The sequence below is a fragment of the Streptomyces sp. cg36 genome, from assembly GCF_041080675.1.
Classification (GTDB): domain Bacteria; phylum Actinomycetota; class Actinomycetes; order Streptomycetales; family Streptomycetaceae; genus Streptomyces.
Map to the genome: position 1 here is coordinate 1,532,453 of NZ_CP163520.1, position 22,105 is coordinate 1,554,557.

A 22,105-nucleotide genomic window follows, 5' to 3' on the forward strand; every position below is an offset into this window, starting at 1 on the left:
GGCGGCACTCGGGGATACGTGACAGGCACACGACCGCACTCCCCTGGAGCACCCGCGTGGACCGCAGGCGTCTGCCCGGCAGGAGACAAGGAAGTCCCATGGCCACCCTGTGCCGACCCGCAGTAGCCGTACCCGACCATGTGATCACTCAGGAGGAGACGCTCGCGCTCGCCCGCCAGACGCACGCCGACCACCCCCAGCGGGACCTCGTCCTACGGCTCATCAAGAACACCGGCGTCCGGACCCGCCACCTGGTGCAGCCCATCGAGGAGACCCTGCGCCACCCCGGCTTCGAGGAGCGCAATCTGCTCTACCAGGCGGAGGCCAAGGCCCGGGTGCCCGAGGTGGTGCGCCGGGCGCTGGACCACGCCGAGGTGGACCCGGTCGACATCGACCTGATCGTCTACGTCTCCTGCACCGGCTTCATGATGCCGTCGCTGACCGCCTGGCTGATCAACAAGATGGGGTTCCGCACCGAGACCCGCCAGCTGCCCATCGCCCAGCTCGGCTGCGCCGCCGGGGGCGCGGCGATCAACCGCGCGCACGACTTCTGCACGGCCTACCCGCGCTCCAACGTGCTGATCGTCTCCTGCGAGTTCTGCTCGCTCTGCTACCAGCCGACGGACCTGGGAGTGGGCTCGCTGCTCTCCAACGGTCTCTTCGGGGACGCCATCTCGGCGGCCGTGGTGCGCGGCGAGGGCGGCACCGGCATGCGCATCGAACGCAACGGCTCGCACCTGGTCCCCGACACCGAGGACTGGATCTCGTACGCGGTGCGGGAGACCGGGTTCCACTTCCTGCTGGACAAGCGCGTCCCCGGCACCATGGAGATGCTGGCCCCGGCGCTCAAGTCGCTGGTCGCCCAGCACAGTTGGGAGATCCCGCAGATGGACTTCTTCATCGTCCACGCGGGCGGGCCGCGCATCCTGGACGACCTGTGCCACTTCCTGGAGCTGCCGCCGGAGATGTTCCGCTTCAGCCGGGCCACCCTCACCGAGCGCGGCAACATCGCCAGCTCGGTGGTCTTCGACGCGCTGGCCAGGCTCTTCGACGAGGGCGGCGCGGCGGACGGGGCGGGCGGGCTGATCGCCGGGTTCGGGCCCGGCATCACGGCCGAGACCGCGATCGGCCGCTGGCGCGCCGCGGCCCCGGCGACGGCCGCGCTGAGCAACTGACCCGGCCCCCGCCCGACGCCCCCGAACGTGTTCGCGGGGGCAGGCGCCCGGCGCGCACCGGGCGCCGGGCGGGGCGCCGGGCGCGGGCCGGGCACCCGGCATGGGCGGGGCCCGGACAGAGCGGGGTCTCAGTGCTCCGGGGGCGTCTCGCGGGCGCAGGACGCCCCCTCGGCGGGCAGGGTCCCGGCCAGCAGGAACGCGTCGGCCGCAGCCCGGACGCACTGCGACGCCGCATAGCCGCCGTGCCCCTCCCCCTCGTACGTCAGGACGACCCCCCGGCCCAGGCGGCGGGCGGTCTCCCCGGCCCACTGGTAGGGGGTGGCGGGGTCGCCCCGGGTGCCGACGAGCAGGACGGGCGGGGCGCCGGTCCGGTTGATGCGCCGGATGTAGTCGGTGCCCGCGGGCCAGCCCGTGCAGGAGACCGCCGCGGCCACCTGGTCCGGGCCGAACATCGGTGACGCCTTGGTGAACCTGTCCTCCAGCGAGGCGAGTTCGGCGGCCGGGTCCTTGGCGCGCGTGGGATCGTCGGCGCAGTTGACCGCCAGCAGCGCCTCCCTGCTGTTGTCGTCGGCGGCCCGCTCGCCGTTCTCGTCCTCGCCCGCGAACTCCTTGTTGATCCGGTCGAGGGCGGCCGGGTCGCCGGTGGCGCGCAGATCGGCGATGCCTTGGGCGAGCAGCGGCCAGAGCTGCTCGGCGTAGAGCGAGTCGGTGATCGAGGTGCGCAGGTCGGCGGCGGTGAAGTCGGCCCCGGACGCGGTCTTGGCCGGGGTGCGGTCGAGCCGGGCGACGGTGTCGTCCAGCGCCCCGGTGACGGCGGCGACCGTGGCGCCCAGCGGGCAGGTGGCGCCCTGCGCGGCGCAGTCGGCGAGGAAGGCGTCCAGGCCCTTCTGGAACGCGGTGGCCTGGGCGAGCGCGGACTGCGCGGCGTCGGCCGTCAGCGAGTCGACGGCGTCGAGCACCAGCCGCCCGGCGCGCCCGGGGAACTGGGCGGCGTAGACCGCGCCCAGCCGGGTGCCGTAGGAGATCCCGAAGTAGTTCAGCTTCCGGTCGCCCAGGGCCTGGCGCAGCACGTCGAGATCGCGGGAGGCGTTGATGGTGCCGACGTACGGGAGCACCTTGCCGGTGGCCGCCCGGCACTCCTCGGCGGTCCTGCGCGCCTGCGCCACCAGCTCCTTCCGCGCCTCGGCGGCATCGGCCGGAGGGTCGTCGGAGGAGTCCCCGCCGTCCCGTTCCGCCTCGGGCCCGCACCGCACGGGGGCGCTGCGGCCGACGCCCCGGGGGTCGAAGCTCACCCGGTCGTACGCGCGGGCCAGCGCGGCCGTGTCGGCGAGGAAGCCGCCGAGCCCCGTGAGGCCGGAGGCGCCGGGGCCGCCGAAGTTGAAGACCAGCGAGCCCTTGGGGGCGGCCCCCTCGGCCCCGGTCCCGGTCGCCCGCACCCGGGCCACCGCCAGCTCGATGGTGCCGTCGGCGGGCCGCGCGTAGTCGATGGGCACGGTCAGCCGGGCGCACCGCATCTCGGGTGGCGCGTCCTTCACGTCGCAGCCGCCCCAGGAGAGGCGCTGGCCGTAGAAGCGGGTCAGATCGGGCGGGCCGCCGTCGGCCCGTGCCGGGACCGCGAGGGCGAGCAGCGCCAGCGCGGCAGCGGCGGCGCCCGCGGTCGTGCGTGCGGCCATGACGGCCCCTTCGCTCGGGGAGGCCCCCGCAGCAAACGTAAGCCGCCGAACGGAGTACCGCACGACGGCCCGCCCGCTGTCGTCACTTAGTGCGATGACAGCAGGTCAGCGGGGCGGCGGCCGAGGAGGGCCGCCGCCCCTCGACGGGAGACCGGATCAGCGGCCTCGGCGGTCGGGCGACGGCTCGCCCTGCTCCTCCTCCGGTTCGGGCTCGGTGCGCTCGGTCGGCGCGGGGGCCGGGCTGATCCGGGCGGCTTCGGCGCGCAGCATCGCGTTGAGCGCCGCGAAGGGATCGATGGGCATGGCTGAACCACCTCGCTGTGCTGGTGAGTTGACGTACCGCTGGCTCGTTCCGCTCGGAACGGTCAGCAGCGCAGCACCACACAGCGCGGGGGCGCGGGGGCGTCGGGCCGGGCGGGGGCGCGGCCGGGCCGGGCCGGACGCGGCGTCCGGGGCGCCCGCCGGGGGGCGGGGGCGGGGCGGTTCGCACGGGCGGCCCCGCGCGGCGGCAGCGGGGCCGCGGCGGTCGCGTCCGGCTGCTCCTCGCCCAGGGGCGCGGGCGCGGCCGACGACACGACCGAGGAGAGCGACCCGTGCTCCGCGGCCGGGGCCCCGGCGGCCTCGGCCGGGACCGCCCCGAGGAGCGCGCCCACCACGAGCAGCGCGACCAGGGCGCGGCGCAGGGCGGCGAGCAGAGCGGGCGGCATGCGGTCATCGTGCCCGGGAACGGCCGTGACCTGCCCGGATCGCGGCGAGAACCGCTCTCCCGGGTGAACATCCGTCAGCGCACCCGGGGCCGTTCCCCCTTGGGGGTCACGCGGTGGTCAGGCGCGCGCGTCCTCGCGCTCGCGCGGCGCGGGCAGCTGCGGCGCCGGGCCGTCCGCGTCCTCGGCCCGGGCCTGCTTGCGGGCCGCGAGCAGCGCGTACACCAGCACGCCCGCGAAGAGGAACAGCACGCCCTGGTAGACCGCCTCGTAGCCGGATCCGGCGACCAGCCACAGCGAGAAGCCGGCGGCGAGCGCGGCCAGGACCGCGTCGCGGGTGAAGCGGGCGCCGTGGACGCGGTGGGCGCGGCCGGAGAAGAGGAAGTAGAGCTGGGCGGCGGTGGACAGGAGGTAGGGGACGGTCGCCGTGAAGGTGGTCACCAGGACCAGCATCTCGAAGACGCCCTTGGAGCCCACCGTGTAGTTGTAGACGGTCAGCGACGAGGCGAGGACGACCGTGACGAGGACTCCGGCGGTCGGGACGCCGCGGTTCTTGCGGGCGAAGACCTGCGGGAACAGTCCGTCGCGGGCCGCCGCGTACGGGGTCTGGGCGCTCAGCAGGGTCCAGCCGTTGAGGGCGCCGACCATGGAGACCAGGGCGGCGACGGCGACCGCGGTGCCGCCCCAGCCGCCGCCGAACATGGTGTCGACGGCGTCCGTGAAGGGCGCGGTGGAGTCGACCAGCCGGTCGTGCGGGACGGTGCCGAAGACGGAGAGCGTGCCCAGCAGGTAGATCAGGGCGGCGCCGATGGTGCCGAGGACGGTGGCGCGGCCGACGTTGCGGCGCGGGTCGCGCACCTCACCGGCGCTGACCGCGGCCGACTCCACGCCGAGGTAGCTGAAGAGCAGGATCGCGGCGGAGGCGGAGACCGCGCCCATCGGGCTCTGGCCGTCCGCCCGGAACGGCCCGAGGTTGGCGGGGTCGAAGAAGAAGAGCCCGCCGACCGCGACCAGCAGCAGCGGCGCGAACTTCAGCACCGTGGAGACCAGCTGGACCGCGCCCACGTACCGGGTGCCCGCGAAGTTGGCGAGCGCCGGGAGCCACTGCAGGGCCAGGGCCGCCGCGATGGTGGCCGCCTTGGACTCGTGCAGCGGTACGAGCACGTCGAGGTAGCCGACGGCCGCCACGGCCAGGGCCGCGTTGGAGACCCAGGTGGTGATCCAGTACGACCAGGCGGCGAGGAATCCGGCGAAGTCGCCGAACGCCTCGCGGGCGTAGACGTAGGGCCCGCCGGTCTTCGGCAGCCGTGCGGCCAGCCGGCCGAAGACCAGTGCCAGCGCGATCGCGCCGACGGTCAGCACCGCGAAGGCCAGCAGGCTGATGGTGCCGAAGGGCGCGACCGACGCCGGCAGGAGGAAGATCCCGCCGCCGATGATGTTGCCCATGACCAGAGCGGTCGCCACCGGCAGTCCGAATTGCCGGGCGTGCTTGCTCTGGGGTTCTTGCGTGGTCATGGGGTGGTGCGCCTCTCTCCGTGCCAAAACCCGTTCATGGTCGGATACGGAGAGCCGTGCTCAAAATCACGCGGATTTGTCCCGCAACTCCTCCCGGTCAACCGGAAATGGTCCTTCCGCTTCCATCCGGGACAGCGAAATCTCCACCGGCACCTGCGGGCCCGAACACTCCCGCAGCCAGCGCCGCAGCACCCGGTGCACCTGCTCCGCGCCGACCAGTTCCGCCCCGTCCGCCACCGGCGCCGACAGGTCCAGGGGCGAGAGCAGGAACGGGCGGCCCTGCTCGCCGCCGAGGCCGCCGTGCGAGCCGATCTGCTCCTCGAAGGCGTGCACGGCGCCGGTCGCCGGGTCGTACATCGAGTTCACCATGACGTCCGCGGCGTGCGGGAAGGTGTCGGTGCGCCGCACCGCGTCGGCCGCGCCCGGCGCGAACCCGGCCAACGGCCCCTCCCCGTCGGCCAGTTCCGCGATCGGCACCTCCACGGTCCCGCCCGCCTCCGGGCCGCCCCCGATGACCACCGCCCCGTGCTCCTCGCTGCGCACCAGCAGGAAGCCGATGCCCGGGTGCGAGGCGAGCGTGCGCAGCAGCGCGGGGTGGCGGGCGTCGATCTCCTCGCGGCTGAGGCGGCCCACCGTGTCCGGGAACGAGACCAGGCCCAGGTTGCCGGAGGCGAGCACCACGGGGTCGCTCGCGGGCCCGGGGCGCCGCTCCTGCCCCGCCCGCTCCGGCCGGTGCAGCGCCACCCGGACCGCGGCACGGGCCTCCGCGCCGCTCTTGGTCCGCCCGGCGCTGCGCGGCACGGGCAGCCCGCACCCGGCCCGCACCAGGTCCTTCAGGGTCAGCCCGTAGGCGCCCGCGAACGTCTCGCCGGGGCTCTGGCCGTGGTCGGAGAGGAGCACGATCCGGTAGGCGCGCGGGGCGTGCTCGGCCACCTTGGCGAGCAGCGCGATCGACCGGTCGAGCCGCTCCAGGACCTGCCGGGCGTCGCGCCCGTGCGGCCCCGAGTGGTGGGCCACCTCGTCGTACGCCACCAGGTCCGCGTAGACGGCGGTGCGCCCGGCGAGCATGTCGCCGAGGACCGCCGCGACCACCACGTCGCGCTCGACGACGGTCGCGAACGCCCGGATGAACGGGTACAGCCCGCCGCGCCGCACCCGGGGCGTCTCGCCGCGCAGCCGGGCGCGGGTGGACTGGCCGATCTCCCGGCCGACCTCGGCGACGAAGGAGAGCGCGGTGCGGACCGAGTTGGCCGGGTCCGAGAAGTACGCGAAGTACCCGGCGCGCGAGCGGTTGCGGCGGCCCCGCCGGGCGGCCATCGACAGCACCAGGGCGAGCTGGTCGGCGCCGCCGGAGAAGAGGTTGCCGCGGCTGGCGCCGTCGACGGTGAGCAGCCCCCCGTCGCCGGTCCGCTCGACGGCCCGGCGCTGGAGCTCGACGGCGGAGGCGGGCCGGTTGGAGACCATCAGCTCGCCGGTCTCCTTCTCGTACCAGCGGAACGCGGGCACGTCGAAGGTGCAGCCGTGCAGGATGCCGAGCTGGCTGGCGCCGGTCTGGCTGGACCAGTCGGTGCGCCACGGGGTGAGCCGGTGGGTGTCCGCCAGCCAGCCCGCCACCGTCGGCATCAGCCCGTCCGCCACCGCCCGGCGCAGCACGTCGTGGCCGACGCCGTCGAGCTGGAGGAAGACCGTGCCGGGCGGCTCCGCGCCGCGGTCGTCGTCGCCGCGCCGGCGGCGGCGCCGGTCGGCGAGCCGGGAGAGCCTGCGCCGGTAGGCGTTGTCGTCCCGGACCGCCAGCGCCGTCGAGGTGGCCGAGGCGACCGCCGACATGACGGCGGCCACCACCACCGCGGTCTCCGGCTGGGCGGCGCCGCGCCCGCTGGGGATCAGGCTGAGCGCGATCAGCAGCAGCGAGCCGTTGAGGAAGAACACCAGCAGGCCCAGGACCAGCGCCGGGACCAGCAGGAAGGCCCGCACGACCAGGGGCCACACCAGGGCCGAGAGCAGTCCGAAGGCGCCCGCGCCCCAGGCGGCGGTCAGGGCGACGCGGGTGACGCTGTCGCCGCCCGCGGATTTGAGCTGGAAGTCGGGCAGGATGCCCGCCAGGACCATCATGGTGAGGGTGGAGACCGCCCACACCACGACCACCCGCATCAGGGCGCTGCCCGCCGTCCGCCATCGCCCGGTACTCACGCCGCTCGTCACTGCCTCTCCGCCTTCGCCGTTCCCTCCCAGCGTGTCACAGGGGCGGAATCCGGCCGACGCGATGGTGCGCGCGGCGGTGGAGCGGGGTCAGCAGCCGTCGTACCCGGCGGTCGGCATGGAGAGGCGGCGGTGGATGTGGGCCTTCTTGGCGGCGTCGTAGGCGGGTTCGTCCAGCCCGGCCGTCTCCAGGCGCACCCCGCGCCGCTCGCACTCGGCGGAGAAGTCGGGCACCGAGGTCAACGCCCGTTCGAGGACGCGCTCGTTGGGCGCCACGAAGAGGTCCACCTGTCCGGCGTCCACGTCCGCCCACAGCCCCGCGTGGTCGGGGCGCAGCCCGTAGAAGAGCAGCTGCCGCGTGACCACGTACCCCTTGTCGGCGGCCCAGCGCGCGCACATCTCGTGCTGGCTTCGGGTGTCCACCAGGAAGGGGTCCAGGTCGAGTTCCTCCAGTGGGGTCAGACTGGCGATCGCCGCCACTCGTACGTCACCCATGACCGTCCCCCATGCCTCACGTCGTGGCGTAGACCCTACTCCTGGTTCAGGGCGGCGAGGAGTAGCCGCAGGAGTGGCAGATCTTCCAGCCGTCCTGGGTGACCGCGAGGATCCCGCCGCAGCGCGGGCACTGCTCCGAGTGCATGATCATGCCGGGCCTTCCCTTCGTGGACGCATGCCTACCCCGGGCCCCGTCGCCCGCGCTCCACGACACTTAGGCTCGTACACAACAGCGCGCGCGGTGGCTTTGGAGCGGAGGGATTTCGGGTGCCGGTGGAGATCACGTGGTGGGGGCACGCCACCTGCACGGTCGAGGACTCCGGGGTGCGGGTCCTGACCGACCCGCTCTTCGCCCGCAGGCTGGCGCACCTGCGCCGCCGCCGGGGCGCGGTGCCCCCGCCGGCGGCGGCCGTCGCGGACGTCGTCCTCGTCTCGCACCTGCACTCCGACCATCTGCACCTGCCCTCCCTGGCCCGGCTGGCACCCGGCACCCGGCTGGTGCTGCCGCACGGCGCGGTGCGGGCCGTGCCCGGCCTGCGCAAGCTGGACCTGCGGCTGACCGAGGTGCGCGCCGGGGAGCGGCTGGACGTCGGCGAGCTGCGGATACGGGTGGTGAGCGCCCGGCACGACGGGCGGCGGCTGCCGTTCGGGCCGCACCGCTCGCCCGCGCTCGGCTATGTGGTGGAGGGCCGCGCCCGCACCTACTTCGCCGGGGACACCGGGCTCTTCGACGAGATGGCCGAGGAGGTCGGCCCCGTCGACGTGGCCCTGCTGCCGGTCGGCGGCTGGGGGCCCCACCTCGGGCCGGGCCATCTGGACGCGGGCCGGGCGGCCGAGGCGCTGGCCGCCCTCGCCCCGCGCGCGGCGGTGCCGGTGCACTACGGCACGTACTGGCCGATCGGGCTCGACGGGGTGCGCCCGCACGAGTTCCACGCGCCGGGCGACGACTTCGTGCGGCACGCGGCCCGGCTGGCGCCCGGGGTGCGGGTGCACCGGCTGGGGCACGGCGAGAGCGTACGGCCCGAGGGCGCCCGGTGATCGCCGCGCTGGTCGTACGGGCGGCGAGCCAGGTGCCGCCGGAGTCCACCCAGCAGGCGCTCGGCTATCCGTCCCTGTTCATCCTGGTGGTGCTGGGCTCGCTGGTGCCGGTGGTGCCCACGGGGGCGCTGGTGTCGACCGCGGCCGTGGTGGCCTTCCACCAGACGGCCTGGTTCTCGCTGCTCCTGGTCTTCGCGGTGGGCGCGCTCGCCGCGTTCCTCGGCGACGTCGGCCTGTACTGGCTGGGGCAGCGCGGGGTGCGCTCGCAGAGCGGGTCGCGGTGGCTGGCGGCGCTGCGGGACCGGGCGGCGCCGGACCACCTGGAGCAGGCCCAGGACAAGCTGAACCGGCACGGGGCGGCGGTGCTCGTGCTGTCCCGGCTCGTCCCGGCCGGCCGGATCCCGGTGATGCTGGCGTGCCTGCTCGGCGGGATGCCGCTGCGCACCTTCGTCCGGGGCGACGTGCCGGCCTGCGTGGCCTGGGCGGGGGCGTACGGACTGATCGGCATCCTGGGCGGCTCGCTCTTCCCCGAGCCGTGGCAGGGCGTGGTGGCCGCGGTGGTCCTGACGGTGCTGATCAGCGGGGCCCCCTCGGTGTGGCGCAGGCTCCGGCGCCGGACCCCGGCGGCCCGGGAGGGCGCGCGGACACCCGAGTAGCGCGGGCGGCTCAGGCGGGCAGCAGCCGGGAGGAGCCGACCGGCAGGTCCCACAGATGGGTGCGCGGGCGTCCGGTGCGCTGCCAGGCCGCCCGCACCCGGGCCAGCGGCTCCAGGACCGGCTCGGCCGAGAGCACGAAGGTGCCCCAGTGCATCGGCGCCATCCGCCGGGCGCCGAGGTCCTCGCACGCCTGCACGGCCTCCTCCGGGTCGGCGTGCACATCGCGCAGCCACCAGCGCGGCGCGTACGCCCCGATCGGCAGCAGGGCCAGGTCGAGGGCGGGGTGGCGGCGGCCGATCTCCTTGAACCAGTGGCCGTATCCGGTGTCCCCGGCGAAGTACACGCGCCGCCCCCGGCTGTCGCCGATGACCCAGCCGCCCCACAGCGAGCGGCAGGTGTCGGTGAGGGAGCGCTTGGACCAGTGGTGGGCCGGTACGAAGTCGAACCGCACCGGCTCCCGGCCCGGCAGCGCCAGCTCCGCCGACTCCCACCAGTCGAGCTCGGTGACCCGGGTGAACCCCCGGCGCCGGCACCAGCGGGCCAGGCCCGCCGGGACGAACAGCGGGGTGTGGCGCGGCAGTCGGCGCAGGGTGGGGGCGTCCAGGTGGTCGTAGTGGTTGTGGCTGATGACGACGGCGTCGACGGGCGGCAGGTCCTCCCAGCGCACCCCGACGGGGGTGAGCCGGGCCGGGGTGCCGAGGATGCGGCGGGACCAGACGGGGTCGGTCAGCACGGTGAGCCCGCCGATCCGCACCACCCAGCTGGCGTGGCCCGCCCAGGTCACCGCGACGGTGGCGCGGTCCACGACGGGCAGCGGGCCGGGCGCGAACGGCAGGTCCACGATCCCGTGCAGACCCTCCGGTGGCGGGCGCAGCGCCCCCTCCCGGGCGAGCCGGGCCAGGGCCCGCAGGCCGGGCAGCGGGGCGGAGAGCCGGTCCGCGAACGACCGCGGCCAGCGCCGGAGTTCACCGAGGGGGCGCGGGGGCGCCCCGTGCCGTGCGTGGGGGCGCGCGTCCGGCCGCGCCGCGGCCGGGTGCTGCGGCGGCCCGGTGCGGCCCGGCCCCGCCGGGTGCTCCGCGCGCGCCGTGCGCTCCGCCTGGCCGGTGGGGTCCGTGCGCTCGGTCTGGTCCGTCATCGGGGCGGCTCCTCGTCGCCGTGCATCGCCGTCATCTCAGTTCGTCGAGCGCCGCCGAGAAGTCGGCCAACGCCCCCGCCACCTGCGGCAGTTCCAGCGGGTCCGCCGCCGCCAGCGCCCCGGCGCGCTCGGCCGGGGTCGCCCCGAGGAGCGGGCCGGTGGCGAACCGGACGCGCAGGGCGCCCAGTTCGTCGCCGAAGCGGTGGCCGCCGGGCACGGGCGCCCCGAGCCGTCCGGTCAGGTACTCCTCCAGCTCCATCGAGTCGGTGACCCCCCGGGCGGCCAGCCGGGCCCGCAGCGGGCCGAGGTCGGCGTAGAGGTGGCGGCCCGCCTGCGGGGGCCGGGCGAAGGCCCCAGCCGCGAGGACCGCCCGGTGCGCGGCGGCGGCGAGGGTGCCGTGCAGCGCGGCGGCCCGGCGGGTCCGGGCGGCGACCGGCTCGGGCTCCCCCAGCGCGTACGCGGCGGCCTCGGCGACCGGGCCCGCGACCACCGCGCCCAGGGCGGTGAGCACGTCGAGGGTGCGGGCCCGGCGCTGGGCGCCGCGCTCGGTGTCGGGGAAGCGGGCGACGGCGGCGGGCCAGCCCGCCGGGGTGAAGGCGCCCGCCAGGTCCGCGAGGACCGTCACGTCGTCGGGGCACATCTCGGCGGGCCCGAACAGGACGGTCTCGCGCGGCCGGTGCAGGGTGTCGCGCCAGGTCTCGTCGCTGATGATGTGCAGCCCCTCGGCCACCGCCGCCTCGCACGCCTCGCGCACGGTCTCCGGCGGCGCGACCGTGGCGGTCGGGTCGTCGGCGACGGAGAGCACCAGGATCCGGGGCACCCCGCCCTCGGTGCGCACCCGGCGCACGGTCTCCAGGAGGGCGTAGGGGTCGGGCACTCCGCCGCACTCCGCCGGGGTCGGCACGTGGTAGGCGGGCCGCCCCAGGAGGCGGGCCTGCGGGGTCCACCAGGCCGGGCAGGGGCGGGGCAGCAGCACATCGCCCCCGTACGAGGCGAGCAGGGCGAAGAGCAGCGGCTGGGCGCCGGGGGCGGCGACCGCGAGCCCGGGCCCGCCGCGCAGCCCGCGCCGCCGCCAGTAGCCGCAGGCGGCCTCGCGCAGCGCGGGGCCGCCGCCGGGCGGCTCGGGGTCGGTGCGGGTGACGGCGGCGGCCAGGACGGCGGCCAGTTCGGGCAGGACGGGCAGGCCGGGGCCGGGTGCGGGCGGCCCGTAGCGCACGGGCCCGCGGCCCTCCGCCACCGTCCGGTGCATGCGCGCCGCCTCCTTCGCACCCTGCGGTCCGCCGTTTCGGCCTCTTGAGCCCTTTATACGGAGGTTTGCTCGGCGGCGCCGCCCCGTATGCGTACGGAAGGGGGCACGGGGGCTGCGGGGAAGCCGGTTCAGACGGGGCGGGCCACGGCCGACAGTTCGCGCTCCAGGCCGCGTCCCTTGGTGCGCACCACGCCCTCGGCCACCTCGGAGAGCTTGCGGTTGGCGTGCTGGGACAGGGTGCGCAGCACGGTGAACGCGTCCTCGGCGCCGCACCCCAGGACGTGCATGACGATGCCGCTCGCCTGGTCGATCACCGGGCGGGTGCGCAGCGCGGACTCCAGCTGCTCCACCTCGGCGAGGGCCGCCCGGTAGCGGCGGTCCCGCACGATGGCGGCGGTCGCCTCCTCGCCGAGGATGCTCACCGGGGCGCACACCGTCGCGTCCAGGGCGCCGGGGCGGAAGCTGTAGAGGCTGAGGGTGATGTCGATGTCGGCGCGGCGGAAGGGGAGGGTGAGGCAGGAGCGTACGCCGGATTCCAGGGCCAGGGCGCGGTAGCCGGGCCAGCGGTGTTCGGCGAGCAGGTCCCCGGAGTCCACCGCGGCGCCGAGGTCCAGCGCGGTCGGGATGGGCCCGTCGCCGCAGGCCAGCTGGACGGCGGCGAGCGGCGCGAGGTCCGGGTGGGTGGCGGTCACCCGGCGCTCGGGTCCGCTGACGGCGACGGTCGCCACGGCCCCGCACGAAGCGGGGGTGCAGCGCACCGACTGCTCGGCGAGGCGGGAGAGCCTGCGGACGGCCGAGGCGGAGTGCGGTCGTTGACGTTCCGGCTCGCAGCGCATGGGAAGAACCTCCTGCGGAGCGGGTTCCCTGCGCCCGGTCCGGGAAACGGCCGGACGGGCTAACTTGCTGGTATGACGCAGACGGCGGACGACTTCGGCGAGGAACTGGCGGACTTCGTCCGGCGGGTGGCCGAACTGCGCACCGCGCGCTCGCGCTCCGACGGGGAGCATCGGACCGTGCTGGACGCCGCGCTCTTCGAGCTCCAGCACGTCGCCGACGAGCTGTGGCCGCGCTACGAGCAGTTCACGGCCGGCGCGGCCGGCTCCCCCGCCGACCGGCAGGAACGGCAGCTGCTCAAGGCGCTGTTCCAGCGGCTGCCGCTGCCGGTGGCCCTGGTCGACCGGGAGACGGTGGTGCGCAGGCTGAACTTCGCGGCCTCCGGCCTGACCGGGGTGCGGGCCGGCTACGCCACCGGACGGCCGCTGGCCGGACTGCTGATGCCGGGCGACCGGGCGGCCTTTCGCTCGCAGGCCGCGGCGGTGGCGCGCGGCGAGGGCGACCGGGGCCTGACCGTACGCCTCCAGCAGCGCCCCGAGGAGCCGCTGCTGGCCACCCTGACCGCGCTGCGCCCGCCCGACGAGCCGTATCCGGCCGTCCTGGTCGTCTTCCAGCCGGGCATACCCCGGGCCACCGGCACCGCCCCGCAGCCCGAGCTGCCCGACCTCGCCGAGTCGACCCGGCACGCCGAACTGATGGACCTGGTCGACACGATGGCGGCGGTGCTGCTGCGGCTGCCCTCCGCCGACCGCGCCGAGGTGCTCGCCGAAGCGGCCCCGGTGCTGTGCGGGCGGTTCGCCCAGTGGGTGGTCGCGGACCTGGTGGACGAGGGGCTGCGGCGGGTACGGGTGCTCGGCCCGGCCGCCGAGGAGGCCGCCGCGCTGCGGCACGCCATCGCCGGGCAGGACCCGGCCGGCTGTCCGCTGGTCGCGGAGGCCGCCCGGGCCGGGGCGAGCGCGCTCCAGGTGCAGCCCGAGGAGACCGACGGCTTCGGGCACGACGGGCAGGGGGCCGAGGTGCTGGCCCGGGCCGGGGTGACCTCCCTGCTCTGTGTGCCCCTGGGCGCGCCGGGCCCCGTGGAAGGGGTGCTCACCCTGTTCCGTACGGGGTCGGCGCGGCCGTTCTCGATGGCCGAGGGCCGGGCGCTGGACACGATGTCGCGGCACCTGGCGCTGGCTATGCGGCGTGCGGACGCGCTGGGCGGTGCGGCGCCGGAGCCTGCTCCCGCAGGGCCTGGTCCCGCAGACGGGTGCAGCAGCGAGTGATCAGCCGGGACACGTGCATCTGCGAGATGCCCAGGTCCTCCGCGATCCGGCTCTGCGTCATGTCCCGGAAGAACCGCATGTACAGGATCTGCCGCTCGCGCGCCGGCAGCCCGCGCAGCCCCGGCCGGACGGCCTCGCGGTCCACCACGACGTCCAGGGCGGGATCGGGCGAGCCCAGCGAGTCGGCGAGGCTGTAGCCGTCCTCGGCGCCCGGGAGTTCGGCGTCCAGCGAGAGGGCGGAGAAACTGTCGAGGGCTTCGAGCCCGGCCTTGGCCTCGTCCTCGCTCAGCCCGGTGCGGGCGGCCAGGTCGGCCACCGAGGGGTGGTGGCCGCCATTGGTCTGCATCAGCTCCTGGCGGGCGGCCCGGACCCGGCCGCGCAGGTCCTGGACCCGGCGCGGCACGTGCAGCGTCCACATGTGGTCGCGGAAGTGGCGCTTGAGCTCACCGGTGATGGTCGGCACGGCGAAGCTCTCGAAGGCCGCGCCGCGTGCGGGGTCGTACCGGTCGACGGCCTTGACCAGGCCGAGCGCGGCGACCTGGCGCAGGTCCTCCAGGGACTCGCCCCGGTTGCGGAACCGGCCGGCCAGCCGCTGCGCCATCGGCAGCCAGGCGCGCACCAGGTCCTGGCGCAGCGCGTGGCGCTCGGGCCCGGCGGGCAGGGCGGCGAGACGGGCGAACGCGGCGGCGGTGTCGGGGGCGTCGTCGTGCGGGTGCTTCGCTGTGGCCTGTGCGTGAGTACGCATGCGGGACAGCTCCCTGAGCGGTGGGGTCGGATGGGGTCACCGGGGGAGGAGGCCGGATCGAGGCACCCGGACGAGAGCTCGGGCACGCCCGGAGCGGACTGCCGCTCCCACGGACGTGCCTCCGTTCCGAAGCACGTGGTGCGCTTGCCCCGGCCCGGAGGGACCAAACGCCCCCGTGCGGGCATGGACCTTCCGGCACGGGGTACTGCGGCGGGACGGGAGCCGAGACGGAGGCGAGGCGGAGAGCGATGGCACGGTACGTCAGGGAAGTCATGACGGCGGGGGTCGCGGCCGTGCGCCCCGACGCCTCGCTGGTGGAGGCGGCCCAGCTGATGCGCGCCCAGGACGTCGGGAACGTGCTGGTGGCCCATGGCGACCGGCTGGTCGGGGTGCTCACGGACCGGGACATCACCCTGCGCGCGGTGGCCGACGGCGCGGATCCGCTGACGGTCAGCGCGCAGTCGGTGTGCACCCGTTCACCGGTGTGCGTCGGCCCCGACGACGAAGTGGCCACGGCGGTGCGGCTGATGCGGCGGCACGCGGTGCGGCGGCTGCCCGTGGTCGAGGACGGCCGCCCGCTCGGCGTGGTGAGCCTGGGCGACGTGGCCGTGCACCAGGACCCCGGCTCGGCCCTGGCCGAGCTGGGACGGGCGGTCCCGGGGACAGGACCGGGACCGGCCTAGGGGGTGCCCCGGCGCGCGGCCGGGGCACCCCGAAGGCCGTCGCCGGGTTCCGGGCGTTCGGGGGCGTGTCGCGGACGCCGAGTGTCGGACGTCGGGTGTCGGGCTTCCCGCGGCCCGCGGCAGGCTTCCTGGGTCAGCCGTCGTGCATCGGACCTCACGTGTCGGGCGTCGTGGCTCGTACGCCGTGCGTCAGCCGTCGCCCCTCACGCCTCGCGGCCGAGCATCGCCAGCATGCGGACCTGGGCGTCCGCGTCCGCCGGGGGCTCGACCGGCTCGGCGAAGAGGCTGCGGGGCAGCTGGTCGGCGTAGCCGCCGAACTCCGCGGCGGCGGCGTCGACGAGGTCGCGCGGCAGCCGCTCGTCGGCGCCGATCGCCCGGGACAGGTCCCAGGAGTGCACGACGGCGTCCGCGACCATCTGCGAGCAGTACGCGGCGGTCGGCGTCTTGCCGTACGAGAGCTCCACGGTGCCCTCCAGCGCGCCCGGCCCGGCGAACGCGGCGAGCGCCGCCTCCTTCGCCGACTCCCAGGCCGCGGCCGGATCGGCGCCGAGGACGTCGCCGTCGTAGGCGTCCCCGACGTCGGCGATGGTGCGGCCCTCGGTGACCAGCGGCGCCACCCACAGCTGCTCGACCGCCAGATGGTTGACGAGGTCCCGTACGGTCCACTCGGTGCAGGGGGTGGGGAGGTCCCACTGGTCGGGTCCGACGGCGCGGACCCGGGAGTCGAACAGGGCGATGGCCTCGCGGTGCCGTTCGAGGAGGCGGGCGTGGTCGGCGCTTGCGCTGGAATCCATGGGGCCACTCTGGCCGACCGGGGCGTACGGCTCAAGCACGGATTGCGGCAGCGGCGGGCGGGTACCCATGGGCCATGTCTTTTCCGTCCGCTTCCGCCCCGGCCCCGCCGCGCACGTCCGCCGCGCCCGCCCGCTCCTCCTGGCCCGCCGCCCTGCCCCGGCGGCTCGGCGCCCTGCCCCGGCGGCTCGGCGCCCGTGACCGGGCGCTGTTCCAGGTGGCCGCCGACCGCGACTGGCCCGGTGCGCGCGCCGTGCTGCCCCGGCTGAGCCGGGCCGCCGACCACGGGCTGCTGTGGTTCGGCACCGCCGCCGCGATGGCCGCGACCCGCTCGCCCCGGGCGCGCCGGGCGGCGCTGCGCGGGGTGGCCTCGCTCGCGCTGGCCTCCGCGACCGTCAACACGATCGGCAAGCGCTCGGTGCGCCGCACCCGTCCGATACTCGATCTGGTGCCGCTGGTGCGGCAGTTGAAGCACCAGCCGATCACCACGTCGTTCCCGTCGGGGCACGCCGCCTCGGCCGCCGCGTTCGCGACGGGGGTGGCCCTGGAGTCGCGCGGCTGGGGCGCCGTGGTGGCGCCGGTGGCGTTCTCGGTGGCCGCCTCCCGGGTGTACACGGGCGTGCACTATCCGGGCGACGTCCTGGTCGGCGCGGCCCTGGGGGTGGGCGCCGCCTTCGCCGTACGGGGTCTGGTGCCGACCCGCCGTCAGATCCCCGCGCCGGGGCGCCCGTACGCGCAGGCGCCCGCGCTGCCCGACGGCGAGCACCTGGTCGTCGTGGTGAACGAGACGTCCGGCTCGGCCGCCGCCAAGGCCGCGGCGGTCCGGGAGGCGCTGCCGCTGGCCGAGGTGGTGGAGTGCGCGCCCGAGGACCTGGCCGCGGCCATGGAGAAGGCGGCCGTGCGCGGCCGGGCGCTCGGGGTGTGCGGCGGTGACGGCACGGTCAACCTGGCGGCGGTGACGGCGGTCCGGCACCAGGTGCCGCTCGCGGTGTTCCCGGGCGGGACGCTCAACCACTTCGCCTTCGACCTCGGCATCGAGGAGGTGCAGGACACCGCGCGGGCGGTGGCCGAGGGGGAGGCGGTCAAGGTGGACCTGGGCCGGTTCGCACCGGGCCCGGACGGCGCCGACGCCGGCTACTTCGTGAACACCTTCAGCCTGGGCGTCTACCCGGAGCTGGTGCGGCTGCGCGAGCGCTGGTCGCCGCGGATCGGCGGCTGGGCGGCCGGGGTCCTCGGCGCCTACGAGGTGCTGCGCGGCGAGCACCCGCTCCGGGCCGAGCTGCACGGCACGTCGCACGCGCTGTGGCTGCTGTTCGCCGGCAACTGCCTCTACCAGCGCCTCGGCCCGGCCCCGGCCCACCGCTACGACCTGGCGGACGGCCTGCTGGACGTGCGGGTGGTGCACGGCGGGCGCCTGCCCGGTCTGCGGCTGCTCGCCGCCGCGCTGGCGGGACCGCTCAGCCGCTCCCCCGTCCACGCCGCCGGCCGGATGCGCCGGCTGCGGGTCGGCGCCCTGGAGCCGGGCACCCCGGTGGCGTTCGACGGTGAAGTGGCGCACATAGGGGGTGAGTTGACGCTCGACAAGCTGCCGGAAGCGCTGACGGTGTACCGCCCGCCGTCGCGCGCGTAGGCCCCCTGCTCCCGCCGTGTCCGGGGCCCGCCCCCGCGCCACGGCGCGACGGCCGCCGCTATGCCGTGAAGACCCCGCCGGGCTTGAGGAGCCGCAGCCGCTCCCCGAGTCCGGCGGCGGCGAACGCCTCGGTCAGCGAGTCCGCGCCCTCGCTGAAGTGGCCCCAGTGCTCGAAGTGCAGCGGCACCACATGGCGGGCGCCCAGGATCTGGGCGGCCTCGGCGGCGGCTTCGCTGGTCAGGGTCAGCGGGGCGCCGTCGAGCAGCGGGGTGCGGGCGGCCCCGGCGAACAGCACGGCCACGTCGACGGGCCCGAAGCGTCCGGCCACCGCGCGGACATGGCCGAGCGAGGCGTTGTCGCCGCTCACATAGACGGTGGGGACGGCGTCGCCGTGCAGGACGAAGCCGGTGACCTCCCCGGTGAACTCCTCGGCGCCGTCCGGTCCGTGCAGGGCCGGAACGCCGGTGATGCGCAGCCGCTCCCCCAGCGCGTACGTCTGCCAGTTCGGCAGGACGGTGACCGTGTCGCCGAGCCGGGTGCGGGCGGCGGCCGTGGACAGCACGAGCGGCACCCGCGCCAGGTACTCCCGCCCCGACTCGTCCAGGTTGTCGGGGTGCTGGTCGTGGGAGAGCAGGACCGCGTCCACCTCTCCCGTCTCGTCCGGCTCGACGGCCGGCCCCGCGGTCTTGACCAGCTTGCGGCCGGGGCCGACCGGGTAGTCGCCCGGCGCGTCGAAGGTGGGGTCGGTGACCAGCCGCACCCCGCAGATGTCCAGGACGGCGGTCGGCCCGCCGACGTACCGGACCGAGATCTCACCCATGCTGCCCTCCCAAGTGATCTTCCTTGCTCGGCAGGGGTAACACCGTTGACGCTACGGGTTGTTCCACGGCCCCGGTAGTGCCGACTCGACCGGTGGGCACCGCCCCGGAGCACGCCCGGCGCCCCGACCGGCGCTGTCCACATGGCGAAACACAGGTCTCAGCATGCGACATGGCGGCGTACGGTGGCCGCACCTGGTCGAGCACGCGCCGAGAGAGGGAACCGCCATGCCGAAAGCCCGGGAGACCGCCGTCTACACGCACGGCCACCACGAGTCCGTACTGCGCTCGCACAGCTGGCGCACCGCGGCCAACTCCGCCGCGTACCTAATCGGCGAACTCACCCCCGCCGCCCGGATCCTGGACATCGGCTGCGGCCCCGGCACCATCTCCGCCGACCTGGCCGCGCTGGTCCCCGACGGCCACGTCACGGCCGTCGACGCGGCCCCCGGCGTCGTCGAGCGGGCGCGGGCGCACGCCGAGGAGCGCGGGCGGCGCAACATGTCCTTCGCGGTGGCCGACGTCCACGCCCTGGACCACCCCGACGCCTCCTTCGACGTCGTCCACGCCCACCAGGTGCTGCAGCACGTGGGCGACCCGGTCCAGGCGCTGCGCGAGATGCGCCGGGTCACCCGGCCGGGCGGTCTGGTCGCGGTCCGCGACAGCGACTACGGCGCCTTCACCTGGTTCCCCGAGGTCCCGGCGCTGGACGAGTGGGCCGCGCTGTACCAGCGGGTCGCCCGGGCCAACGGGGGCGAGCCGGACGCCGGGCGGCGGCTGCGGTCCTGGGCGCGCCGCGCCGGGTTCAGCGACATCACCTCCACCGCGGCCACCTGGTGCTTCACCGAGCCCGCCGAGCGCGCCTGGTGGAGCGGGCTGTGGGCGGACCGCACGGTGGCGTCCTCGTACGCCGCGCTGGCGGTCGGGGGCGGCCACGCCACGGCGGAGCGGCTGGCGGCGGTCGCCGAGGGGTGGCGCACCTGGGGAGCCGACGAGGACGGGTGGTTCATGGTGCCGCACGGCGAGATCCTCTGCCGGGTGTGACCGGCCCCAACTAGGCTTCTGGGCATGGAGATTCTCGGCACCACACTGCGCATCTGCGTCGACGACCTGGAGACCTCGGTGGTCTTCTACGAACGCCTCACCGGAAGCAGGGCCCTGCGCTTCGACCGGGGCGGCGTGTCCGTCGCCGCGGTCGGCTGCTTCCTGCTGATGAGCGGGCCGGAGTCGGAGCTGGCGATCCTGCGCAAAGTGGCGGCCACGATCGCCGTGAAGGACGTCGACGACGCCCACCGCACGCTCACCGGGACGGGCGCGCGGGTGATCGCCGGTCCGGTGGCGACCCCTGCGGGCCGCAATCTGATCGCGGTGCACCCGGACGGCTCGGTCTTCGAGTACGTGGACCGCGGGCCGGCCTGACGGCCCGGCCCGCACGGGAGGCGCGAAGTCGGCGCGGAGGGAGGGCGGTTGAGGCGCCGCCGCCCTCCCCCGGCTCACTCCTCGGGCCGCATCCGGTACGCGTAGCGGTCCGGCAGCGGCTCGTCCGTGAGCCGGGCCCAGACCTCGTCCAGGATCTCGGCGCCCTCGCGCAGGTCGGCCACCTCGAAGCCCTCGTCGAAGACCGCCCGGGCTCCGGCCCGGTCGCCCTCGGCGAGCAGGATGCGCGCCTCCAGGAGCCGGAACGCGCCGCGCCGCCGCACGGCGGGCCGCAGCCGGTCCCACACCGCCCGCGCCCCCTCGGGGCGGCCCGCGGCGAGCAGCGCCGTGATCGCCTCGCGGCCCAGCGCCGCCACGGCCGCCGTCCAGTGCTCGCCGTCGCGCCGCTCCTCGCACAGGTCGTCGAACGCCTCGGCGTACAGCTCGGCCGAGCGGTCCGGGTAGCCCGCCAGCCGGTCGGCGACGGCGAGGCAGCGCAGCAGCGGCCAGCGCGAGGGGGCGAGCGGCAGCCCGCGCTCCCAGCTCCGTACGGCCTGGGCGCGGTCGCCGGCGTGCCACTGCGCGACCCCGAGGTGGTACTCGGTGAGCGGCGAGGCGGGCGCCGTCTCCAGCATGTCCCGCCAGTGCGGGGCGACCAGGGTCGGGCCGGGCGGCACCACCCGGCGCGGCTCGGGCAGCACCCCGGCGCCCAGCAGCTCCAGCCAGGGCGCCTGCTCCGCGCCGAGCGTGCTCTCGGGGAACGGGGTGCCCGGCAGCTTCAGGTTTGCCCGCAGCACCTCCAGGGCGCCCCAGCCGGAGCCCGTGGCCAGGGCGGTCACCGGCTCGACGTCGGCGTACGGGCGCCAGGCCGCGTACGCCTCCTCGACGTGCCCGCGCGGCAGGACGCGCTCCAGCCGGTCGGCGACATGGGTGCGGGCCGCCGCCCAGTCGTCGCCGTGGACCGTGTCCGGGTCGGCGGCGAGCGGCCCGTACGCCTCCAGCCAGCAGAACTCCGCGCCCGCCTCCAGCGGGACGTGCTCCAGCTGGGTGCGCGCCAGCCCCGCCTGGATCTCGGCGTAGCCGGGGGTGCCGGGTTCCGTCAGCCACTCCTGCCAGCGGCGCCCGCCCCGACCCGAGCCCCACAGGAACAGCTTGCGGCCCCGCAGCAGGTCCGTGGACGTCTGGACCAGGCCGCGGCCCCCGCCGTCGAGCGAGGCGATCCAGCGGCGGGCGCCGTCGGGCACGTCGTAGAAGTAGTCGGCGGGGTACTCGCTGTTCAGCGGGTAGGTGCGGTCGACGCCGTCGCGGTGCGGGACCGGGACCCGGCGCAGGGTGCGCTCGTAGCCGAAGTGCCAGGCCGCGTCGGCCGGGGCGAGCACCCGGGTGCGCCGGTCCTCCGGGACGGCGATGTTGGACCACCAGTAGACGGGGGCGGCGCGCTCGTGCGGATTGCGCACGCGGACGCCCACACGGAGGAAGTCGGAGTCCGCGGGCAGCCACAGGTCCACCTGGAACGGCAGGTCGCGCAGCCGCTCCCACTCCCACAGCCGGAGCATCTCGCCGCCGTCGGGGGCCGGGACGGCGGCGGCGTGCACCGGTGCGCAGGACAGGGTGGTGTGTCCGGTGGCGCCGATGTTCCACTCGATGCCGCCGGAGAACCAGGCGCCGTTGAGCGCGAAGTCGGCGGGCTGGAACACCGGGTTGCGGTAGAGGAGTTCACGGCCGGTGGGCTTGTGGAACAGGGAGTGGACCCGGCCGCCGAGGCCGGGCAGGACGGTGACGCGCAGCCGCTCGTTCTCCAGGACGAGGGCGTCGAGGTCGGCGGGGGCGCGCTCGCGCCCGTAGCCGTCGAGGATCCGCACCGGCAGGACCGTGCCCAGCGGCGCGTGGCCGATCTGGCGGGCCATCTCGCGCGGCAGGCCCTCTCTCGCCCGCGCGTCCAGCGTGTGCGCCTCGTCGAGCGGGCGCAGCGCGGGCAACGGGTTGGGCTGCCCCAACGGGGCGGCGGGCAGGGTCAGTACGGCGCGTCGCACGCTGGTGGCCAAGGCAACCTCACTCCCTCGCGCGGACGGCCCCGCACGGC

The 22,105-nt window shown here is 76.0% G+C and carries 21 protein-coding genes; 8 read left to right on the forward strand and 13 right to left on the reverse strand.

Annotated features, from left to right (window positions below; translation table 11 throughout):
* The first annotated feature begins 98 nt into the window (after positions 1-98).
* A complete protein-coding gene (locus tag AB5J87_RS06835; RefSeq protein ID WP_369375064.1) occupies positions 99-1,175 on the forward strand; it encodes a type III polyketide synthase in 1,077 nt (358 codons plus the stop codon).
* Between the two features lie 128 nt (positions 1,176-1,303).
* Here the strand turns inward: AB5J87_RS06835 and AB5J87_RS06840 are convergent, their stop codons facing one another.
* From AB5J87_RS06840 to AB5J87_RS06865, 6 genes are all read right to left on the reverse strand, one after another.
* The gene (locus AB5J87_RS06840; RefSeq protein WP_369375066.1) at positions 1,304-2,848 is read right to left on the reverse strand and encodes an alpha/beta hydrolase; all 1,545 of its coding nucleotides are present in this window, start codon (positions 2,846-2,848) and stop codon (positions 1,304-1,306) included.
* Between the two features lie 156 nt (positions 2,849-3,004).
* A complete protein-coding gene (locus AB5J87_RS06845; RefSeq protein ID WP_369375068.1) occupies positions 3,005-3,151 on the reverse strand; it encodes a hypothetical protein in 147 nt (48 codons plus the stop codon).
* Between the two features lie 62 nt (positions 3,152-3,213).
* Complete coding sequence (locus tag AB5J87_RS06850) at positions 3,214-3,555, reverse strand: hypothetical protein (RefSeq protein WP_369375070.1); 342 nt, start codon at positions 3,553-3,555, stop codon at positions 3,214-3,216.
* A gap of 117 nt (positions 3,556-3,672) precedes the next feature.
* Positions 3,673-5,067, reverse strand: a complete 1,395-nt coding sequence (locus AB5J87_RS06855; protein WP_369375072.1) for an amino acid permease — start codon at positions 5,065-5,067, stop codon at positions 3,673-3,675.
* A gap of 66 nt (positions 5,068-5,133) precedes the next feature.
* Complete coding sequence (locus AB5J87_RS06860; protein WP_369375074.1) at positions 5,134-7,257, reverse strand: phage holin family protein; 2,124 nt, start codon at positions 7,255-7,257, stop codon at positions 5,134-5,136.
* Between the two features lie 99 nt (positions 7,258-7,356).
* Complete coding sequence (locus AB5J87_RS06865) at positions 7,357-7,761, reverse strand: hypothetical protein (RefSeq protein WP_369375076.1); 405 nt, start codon at positions 7,759-7,761, stop codon at positions 7,357-7,359.
* A 267-nt stretch (positions 7,762-8,028) separates the two neighbouring features.
* Here AB5J87_RS06865 and AB5J87_RS06870 point away from each other — a divergent pair, with 267 nt between their 5' ends.
* Positions 8,029-8,799, forward strand: a complete 771-nt coding sequence (locus AB5J87_RS06870; RefSeq protein ID WP_369375079.1) for an MBL fold metallo-hydrolase — start codon at positions 8,029-8,031, stop codon at positions 8,797-8,799.
* Positions 8,799-9,455 (forward strand): DedA family protein, encoded by a 657-nt coding sequence (locus AB5J87_RS06875; RefSeq protein ID WP_369383386.1) that lies wholly within the window; start codon positions 8,799-8,801, stop codon positions 9,453-9,455. Before AB5J87_RS06870 ends, AB5J87_RS06875 begins: the two co-directional genes overlap by 1 nt.
* A gap of 10 nt (positions 9,456-9,465) precedes the next feature.
* Here the strand turns inward: AB5J87_RS06875 and AB5J87_RS06880 are convergent, their stop codons facing one another.
* The 3 genes from AB5J87_RS06880 to AB5J87_RS06890 form a co-directional block, all read right to left on the reverse strand.
* Positions 9,466-10,590, reverse strand: a complete 1,125-nt coding sequence (locus AB5J87_RS06880) for an MBL fold metallo-hydrolase (RefSeq protein ID WP_369375088.1) — start codon at positions 10,588-10,590, stop codon at positions 9,466-9,468.
* A gap of 31 nt (positions 10,591-10,621) precedes the next feature.
* Positions 10,622-11,839 (reverse strand): aminotransferase class I/II-fold pyridoxal phosphate-dependent enzyme, encoded by a 1,218-nt coding sequence (locus AB5J87_RS06885; protein ID WP_369375100.1) that lies wholly within the window; start codon positions 11,837-11,839, stop codon positions 10,622-10,624.
* 128 nt (positions 11,840-11,967) lie between these two features.
* Positions 11,968-12,675 carry an ANTAR domain-containing response regulator gene (locus tag AB5J87_RS06890; RefSeq protein WP_369375103.1) on the reverse strand — a complete coding sequence of 236 codons (708 nt, stop codon included), beginning with the start codon at positions 12,673-12,675 and terminating at the stop codon, positions 11,968-11,970.
* Between the two features lie 72 nt (positions 12,676-12,747).
* Here AB5J87_RS06890 and AB5J87_RS06895 point away from each other — a divergent pair, with 72 nt between their 5' ends.
* Positions 12,748-13,938, forward strand: a complete 1,191-nt coding sequence (locus tag AB5J87_RS06895) for a PAS domain-containing protein (protein WP_369375105.1) — start codon at positions 12,748-12,750, stop codon at positions 13,936-13,938.
* Here the strand turns inward: AB5J87_RS06895 and AB5J87_RS06900 are convergent.
* On the reverse strand, positions 13,850-14,683 hold the full coding sequence (locus tag AB5J87_RS06900) for a SigB/SigF/SigG family RNA polymerase sigma factor (protein ID WP_369375107.1): 834 nt from the start codon (positions 14,681-14,683) through the stop codon (positions 13,850-13,852). The two genes, AB5J87_RS06895 and AB5J87_RS06900, sit on opposite strands and share 89 nt — an antisense overlap.
* 248 nt (positions 14,684-14,931) lie before the next feature.
* Between AB5J87_RS06900 and AB5J87_RS06905 the strand changes: the two genes are divergently transcribed.
* Positions 14,932-15,366 (forward strand): CBS domain-containing protein, encoded by a 435-nt coding sequence (locus tag AB5J87_RS06905; protein ID WP_369375109.1) that lies wholly within the window; start codon positions 14,932-14,934, stop codon positions 15,364-15,366.
* 203 nt (positions 15,367-15,569) lie between these two features.
* Here AB5J87_RS06905 and AB5J87_RS06910 read toward each other — a convergent pair whose 3' ends face one another.
* Positions 15,570-16,160: a TIGR03086 family metal-binding protein gene (locus AB5J87_RS06910; RefSeq protein WP_369375111.1), complete on the reverse strand. Its 591-nt coding sequence runs from the start codon at positions 16,158-16,160 to the stop codon at positions 15,570-15,572.
* Positions 16,161-16,234: 74 nt separating this feature from the next.
* Here AB5J87_RS06910 and AB5J87_RS06915 point away from each other — a divergent pair, with 74 nt between their 5' ends.
* Positions 16,235-17,788, forward strand: coding sequence for a bifunctional phosphatase PAP2/diacylglycerol kinase family protein (locus AB5J87_RS06915; RefSeq protein WP_369375113.1), 1,554 nt, complete (start codon positions 16,235-16,237; stop codon positions 17,786-17,788).
* Between the two features lie 58 nt (positions 17,789-17,846).
* Here the strand turns inward: AB5J87_RS06915 and AB5J87_RS06920 are convergent, their stop codons facing one another.
* A complete protein-coding gene (locus AB5J87_RS06920) occupies positions 17,847-18,608 on the reverse strand; it encodes an MBL fold metallo-hydrolase (RefSeq protein ID WP_369375115.1) in 762 nt (253 codons plus the stop codon).
* 226 nt (positions 18,609-18,834) lie between these two features.
* On the opposite strand from AB5J87_RS06920, the gene AB5J87_RS06925 reads away from it, so the two are divergent.
* Both AB5J87_RS06925 and AB5J87_RS06930 read left to right on the forward strand, forming a co-directional pair.
* Positions 18,835-19,650, forward strand: a complete 816-nt coding sequence (locus AB5J87_RS06925) for a methyltransferase domain-containing protein (protein WP_369375117.1) — start codon at positions 18,835-18,837, stop codon at positions 19,648-19,650.
* A 24-nt stretch (positions 19,651-19,674) separates the two neighbouring features.
* On the forward strand, positions 19,675-20,025 hold the full coding sequence (locus AB5J87_RS06930) for a VOC family protein (RefSeq protein ID WP_369375119.1): 351 nt from the start codon (positions 19,675-19,677) through the stop codon (positions 20,023-20,025).
* A 74-nt stretch (positions 20,026-20,099) separates the two neighbouring features.
* Here AB5J87_RS06930 and AB5J87_RS06935 read toward each other — a convergent pair whose 3' ends face one another.
* Entirely contained in the window at positions 20,100-22,067 is a 1,968-nt protein-coding gene (locus tag AB5J87_RS06935) for a DUF5107 domain-containing protein (RefSeq protein ID WP_369375121.1), read from the reverse strand.
* Positions 22,068-22,105 lie beyond the last annotated feature (38 nt).

Bases quoted from the DNA above. Each gene is read 5' to 3' on its own strand.
- AB5J87_RS06835 (WP_369375064.1), top strand. From the start codon at position 99: ATGGCCACCCTGTGCCGACCCGCAGTAGCCGTACCCGACCATGTGATC.
- AB5J87_RS06840 (WP_369375066.1), bottom strand. From the start codon at position 2,848: ATGGCCGCACGCACGACCGCGGGCGCCGCCGCTGCCGCGCTGGCGCTG.
- AB5J87_RS06845 (WP_369375068.1), bottom strand. From the start codon at position 3,151: ATGCCCATCGATCCCTTCGCGGCGCTCAACGCGATGCTGCGCGCCGAA.
- AB5J87_RS06850 (WP_369375070.1), bottom strand. From the start codon at position 3,555: ATGCCGCCCGCTCTGCTCGCCGCCCTGCGCCGCGCCCTGGTCGCGCTG.
- AB5J87_RS06855 (WP_369375072.1), bottom strand. From the start codon at position 5,067: ATGACCACGCAAGAACCCCAGAGCAAGCACGCCCGGCAATTCGGACTG.
- AB5J87_RS06865 (WP_369375076.1), bottom strand. From the start codon at position 7,761: ATGGGTGACGTACGAGTGGCGGCGATCGCCAGTCTGACCCCACTGGAG.
- AB5J87_RS06880 (WP_369375088.1), bottom strand. From the start codon at position 10,590: ATGACGGACCAGACCGAGCGCACGGACCCCACCGGCCAGGCGGAGCGC.
- AB5J87_RS06885 (WP_369375100.1), bottom strand. From the start codon at position 11,839: ATGCACCGGACGGTGGCGGAGGGCCGCGGGCCCGTGCGCTACGGGCCG.
- AB5J87_RS06890 (WP_369375103.1), bottom strand. From the start codon at position 12,675: ATGCGCTGCGAGCCGGAACGTCAACGACCGCACTCCGCCTCGGCCGTC.
- AB5J87_RS06895 (WP_369375105.1), top strand. From the start codon at position 12,748: ATGACGCAGACGGCGGACGACTTCGGCGAGGAACTGGCGGACTTCGTC.
- AB5J87_RS06900 (WP_369375107.1), bottom strand. From the start codon at position 14,683: ATGCGTACTCACGCACAGGCCACAGCGAAGCACCCGCACGACGACGCC.
- AB5J87_RS06905 (WP_369375109.1), top strand. From the start codon at position 14,932: ATGGCACGGTACGTCAGGGAAGTCATGACGGCGGGGGTCGCGGCCGTG.
- AB5J87_RS06910 (WP_369375111.1), bottom strand. From the start codon at position 16,160: ATGGATTCCAGCGCAAGCGCCGACCACGCCCGCCTCCTCGAACGGCAC.
- AB5J87_RS06915 (WP_369375113.1), top strand. From the start codon at position 16,235: ATGTCTTTTCCGTCCGCTTCCGCCCCGGCCCCGCCGCGCACGTCCGCC.
- AB5J87_RS06920 (WP_369375115.1), bottom strand. From the start codon at position 18,608: ATGGGTGAGATCTCGGTCCGGTACGTCGGCGGGCCGACCGCCGTCCTG.
- AB5J87_RS06925 (WP_369375117.1), top strand. From the start codon at position 18,835: ATGCCGAAAGCCCGGGAGACCGCCGTCTACACGCACGGCCACCACGAG.
- AB5J87_RS06930 (WP_369375119.1), top strand. From the start codon at position 19,675: ATGGAGATTCTCGGCACCACACTGCGCATCTGCGTCGACGACCTGGAG.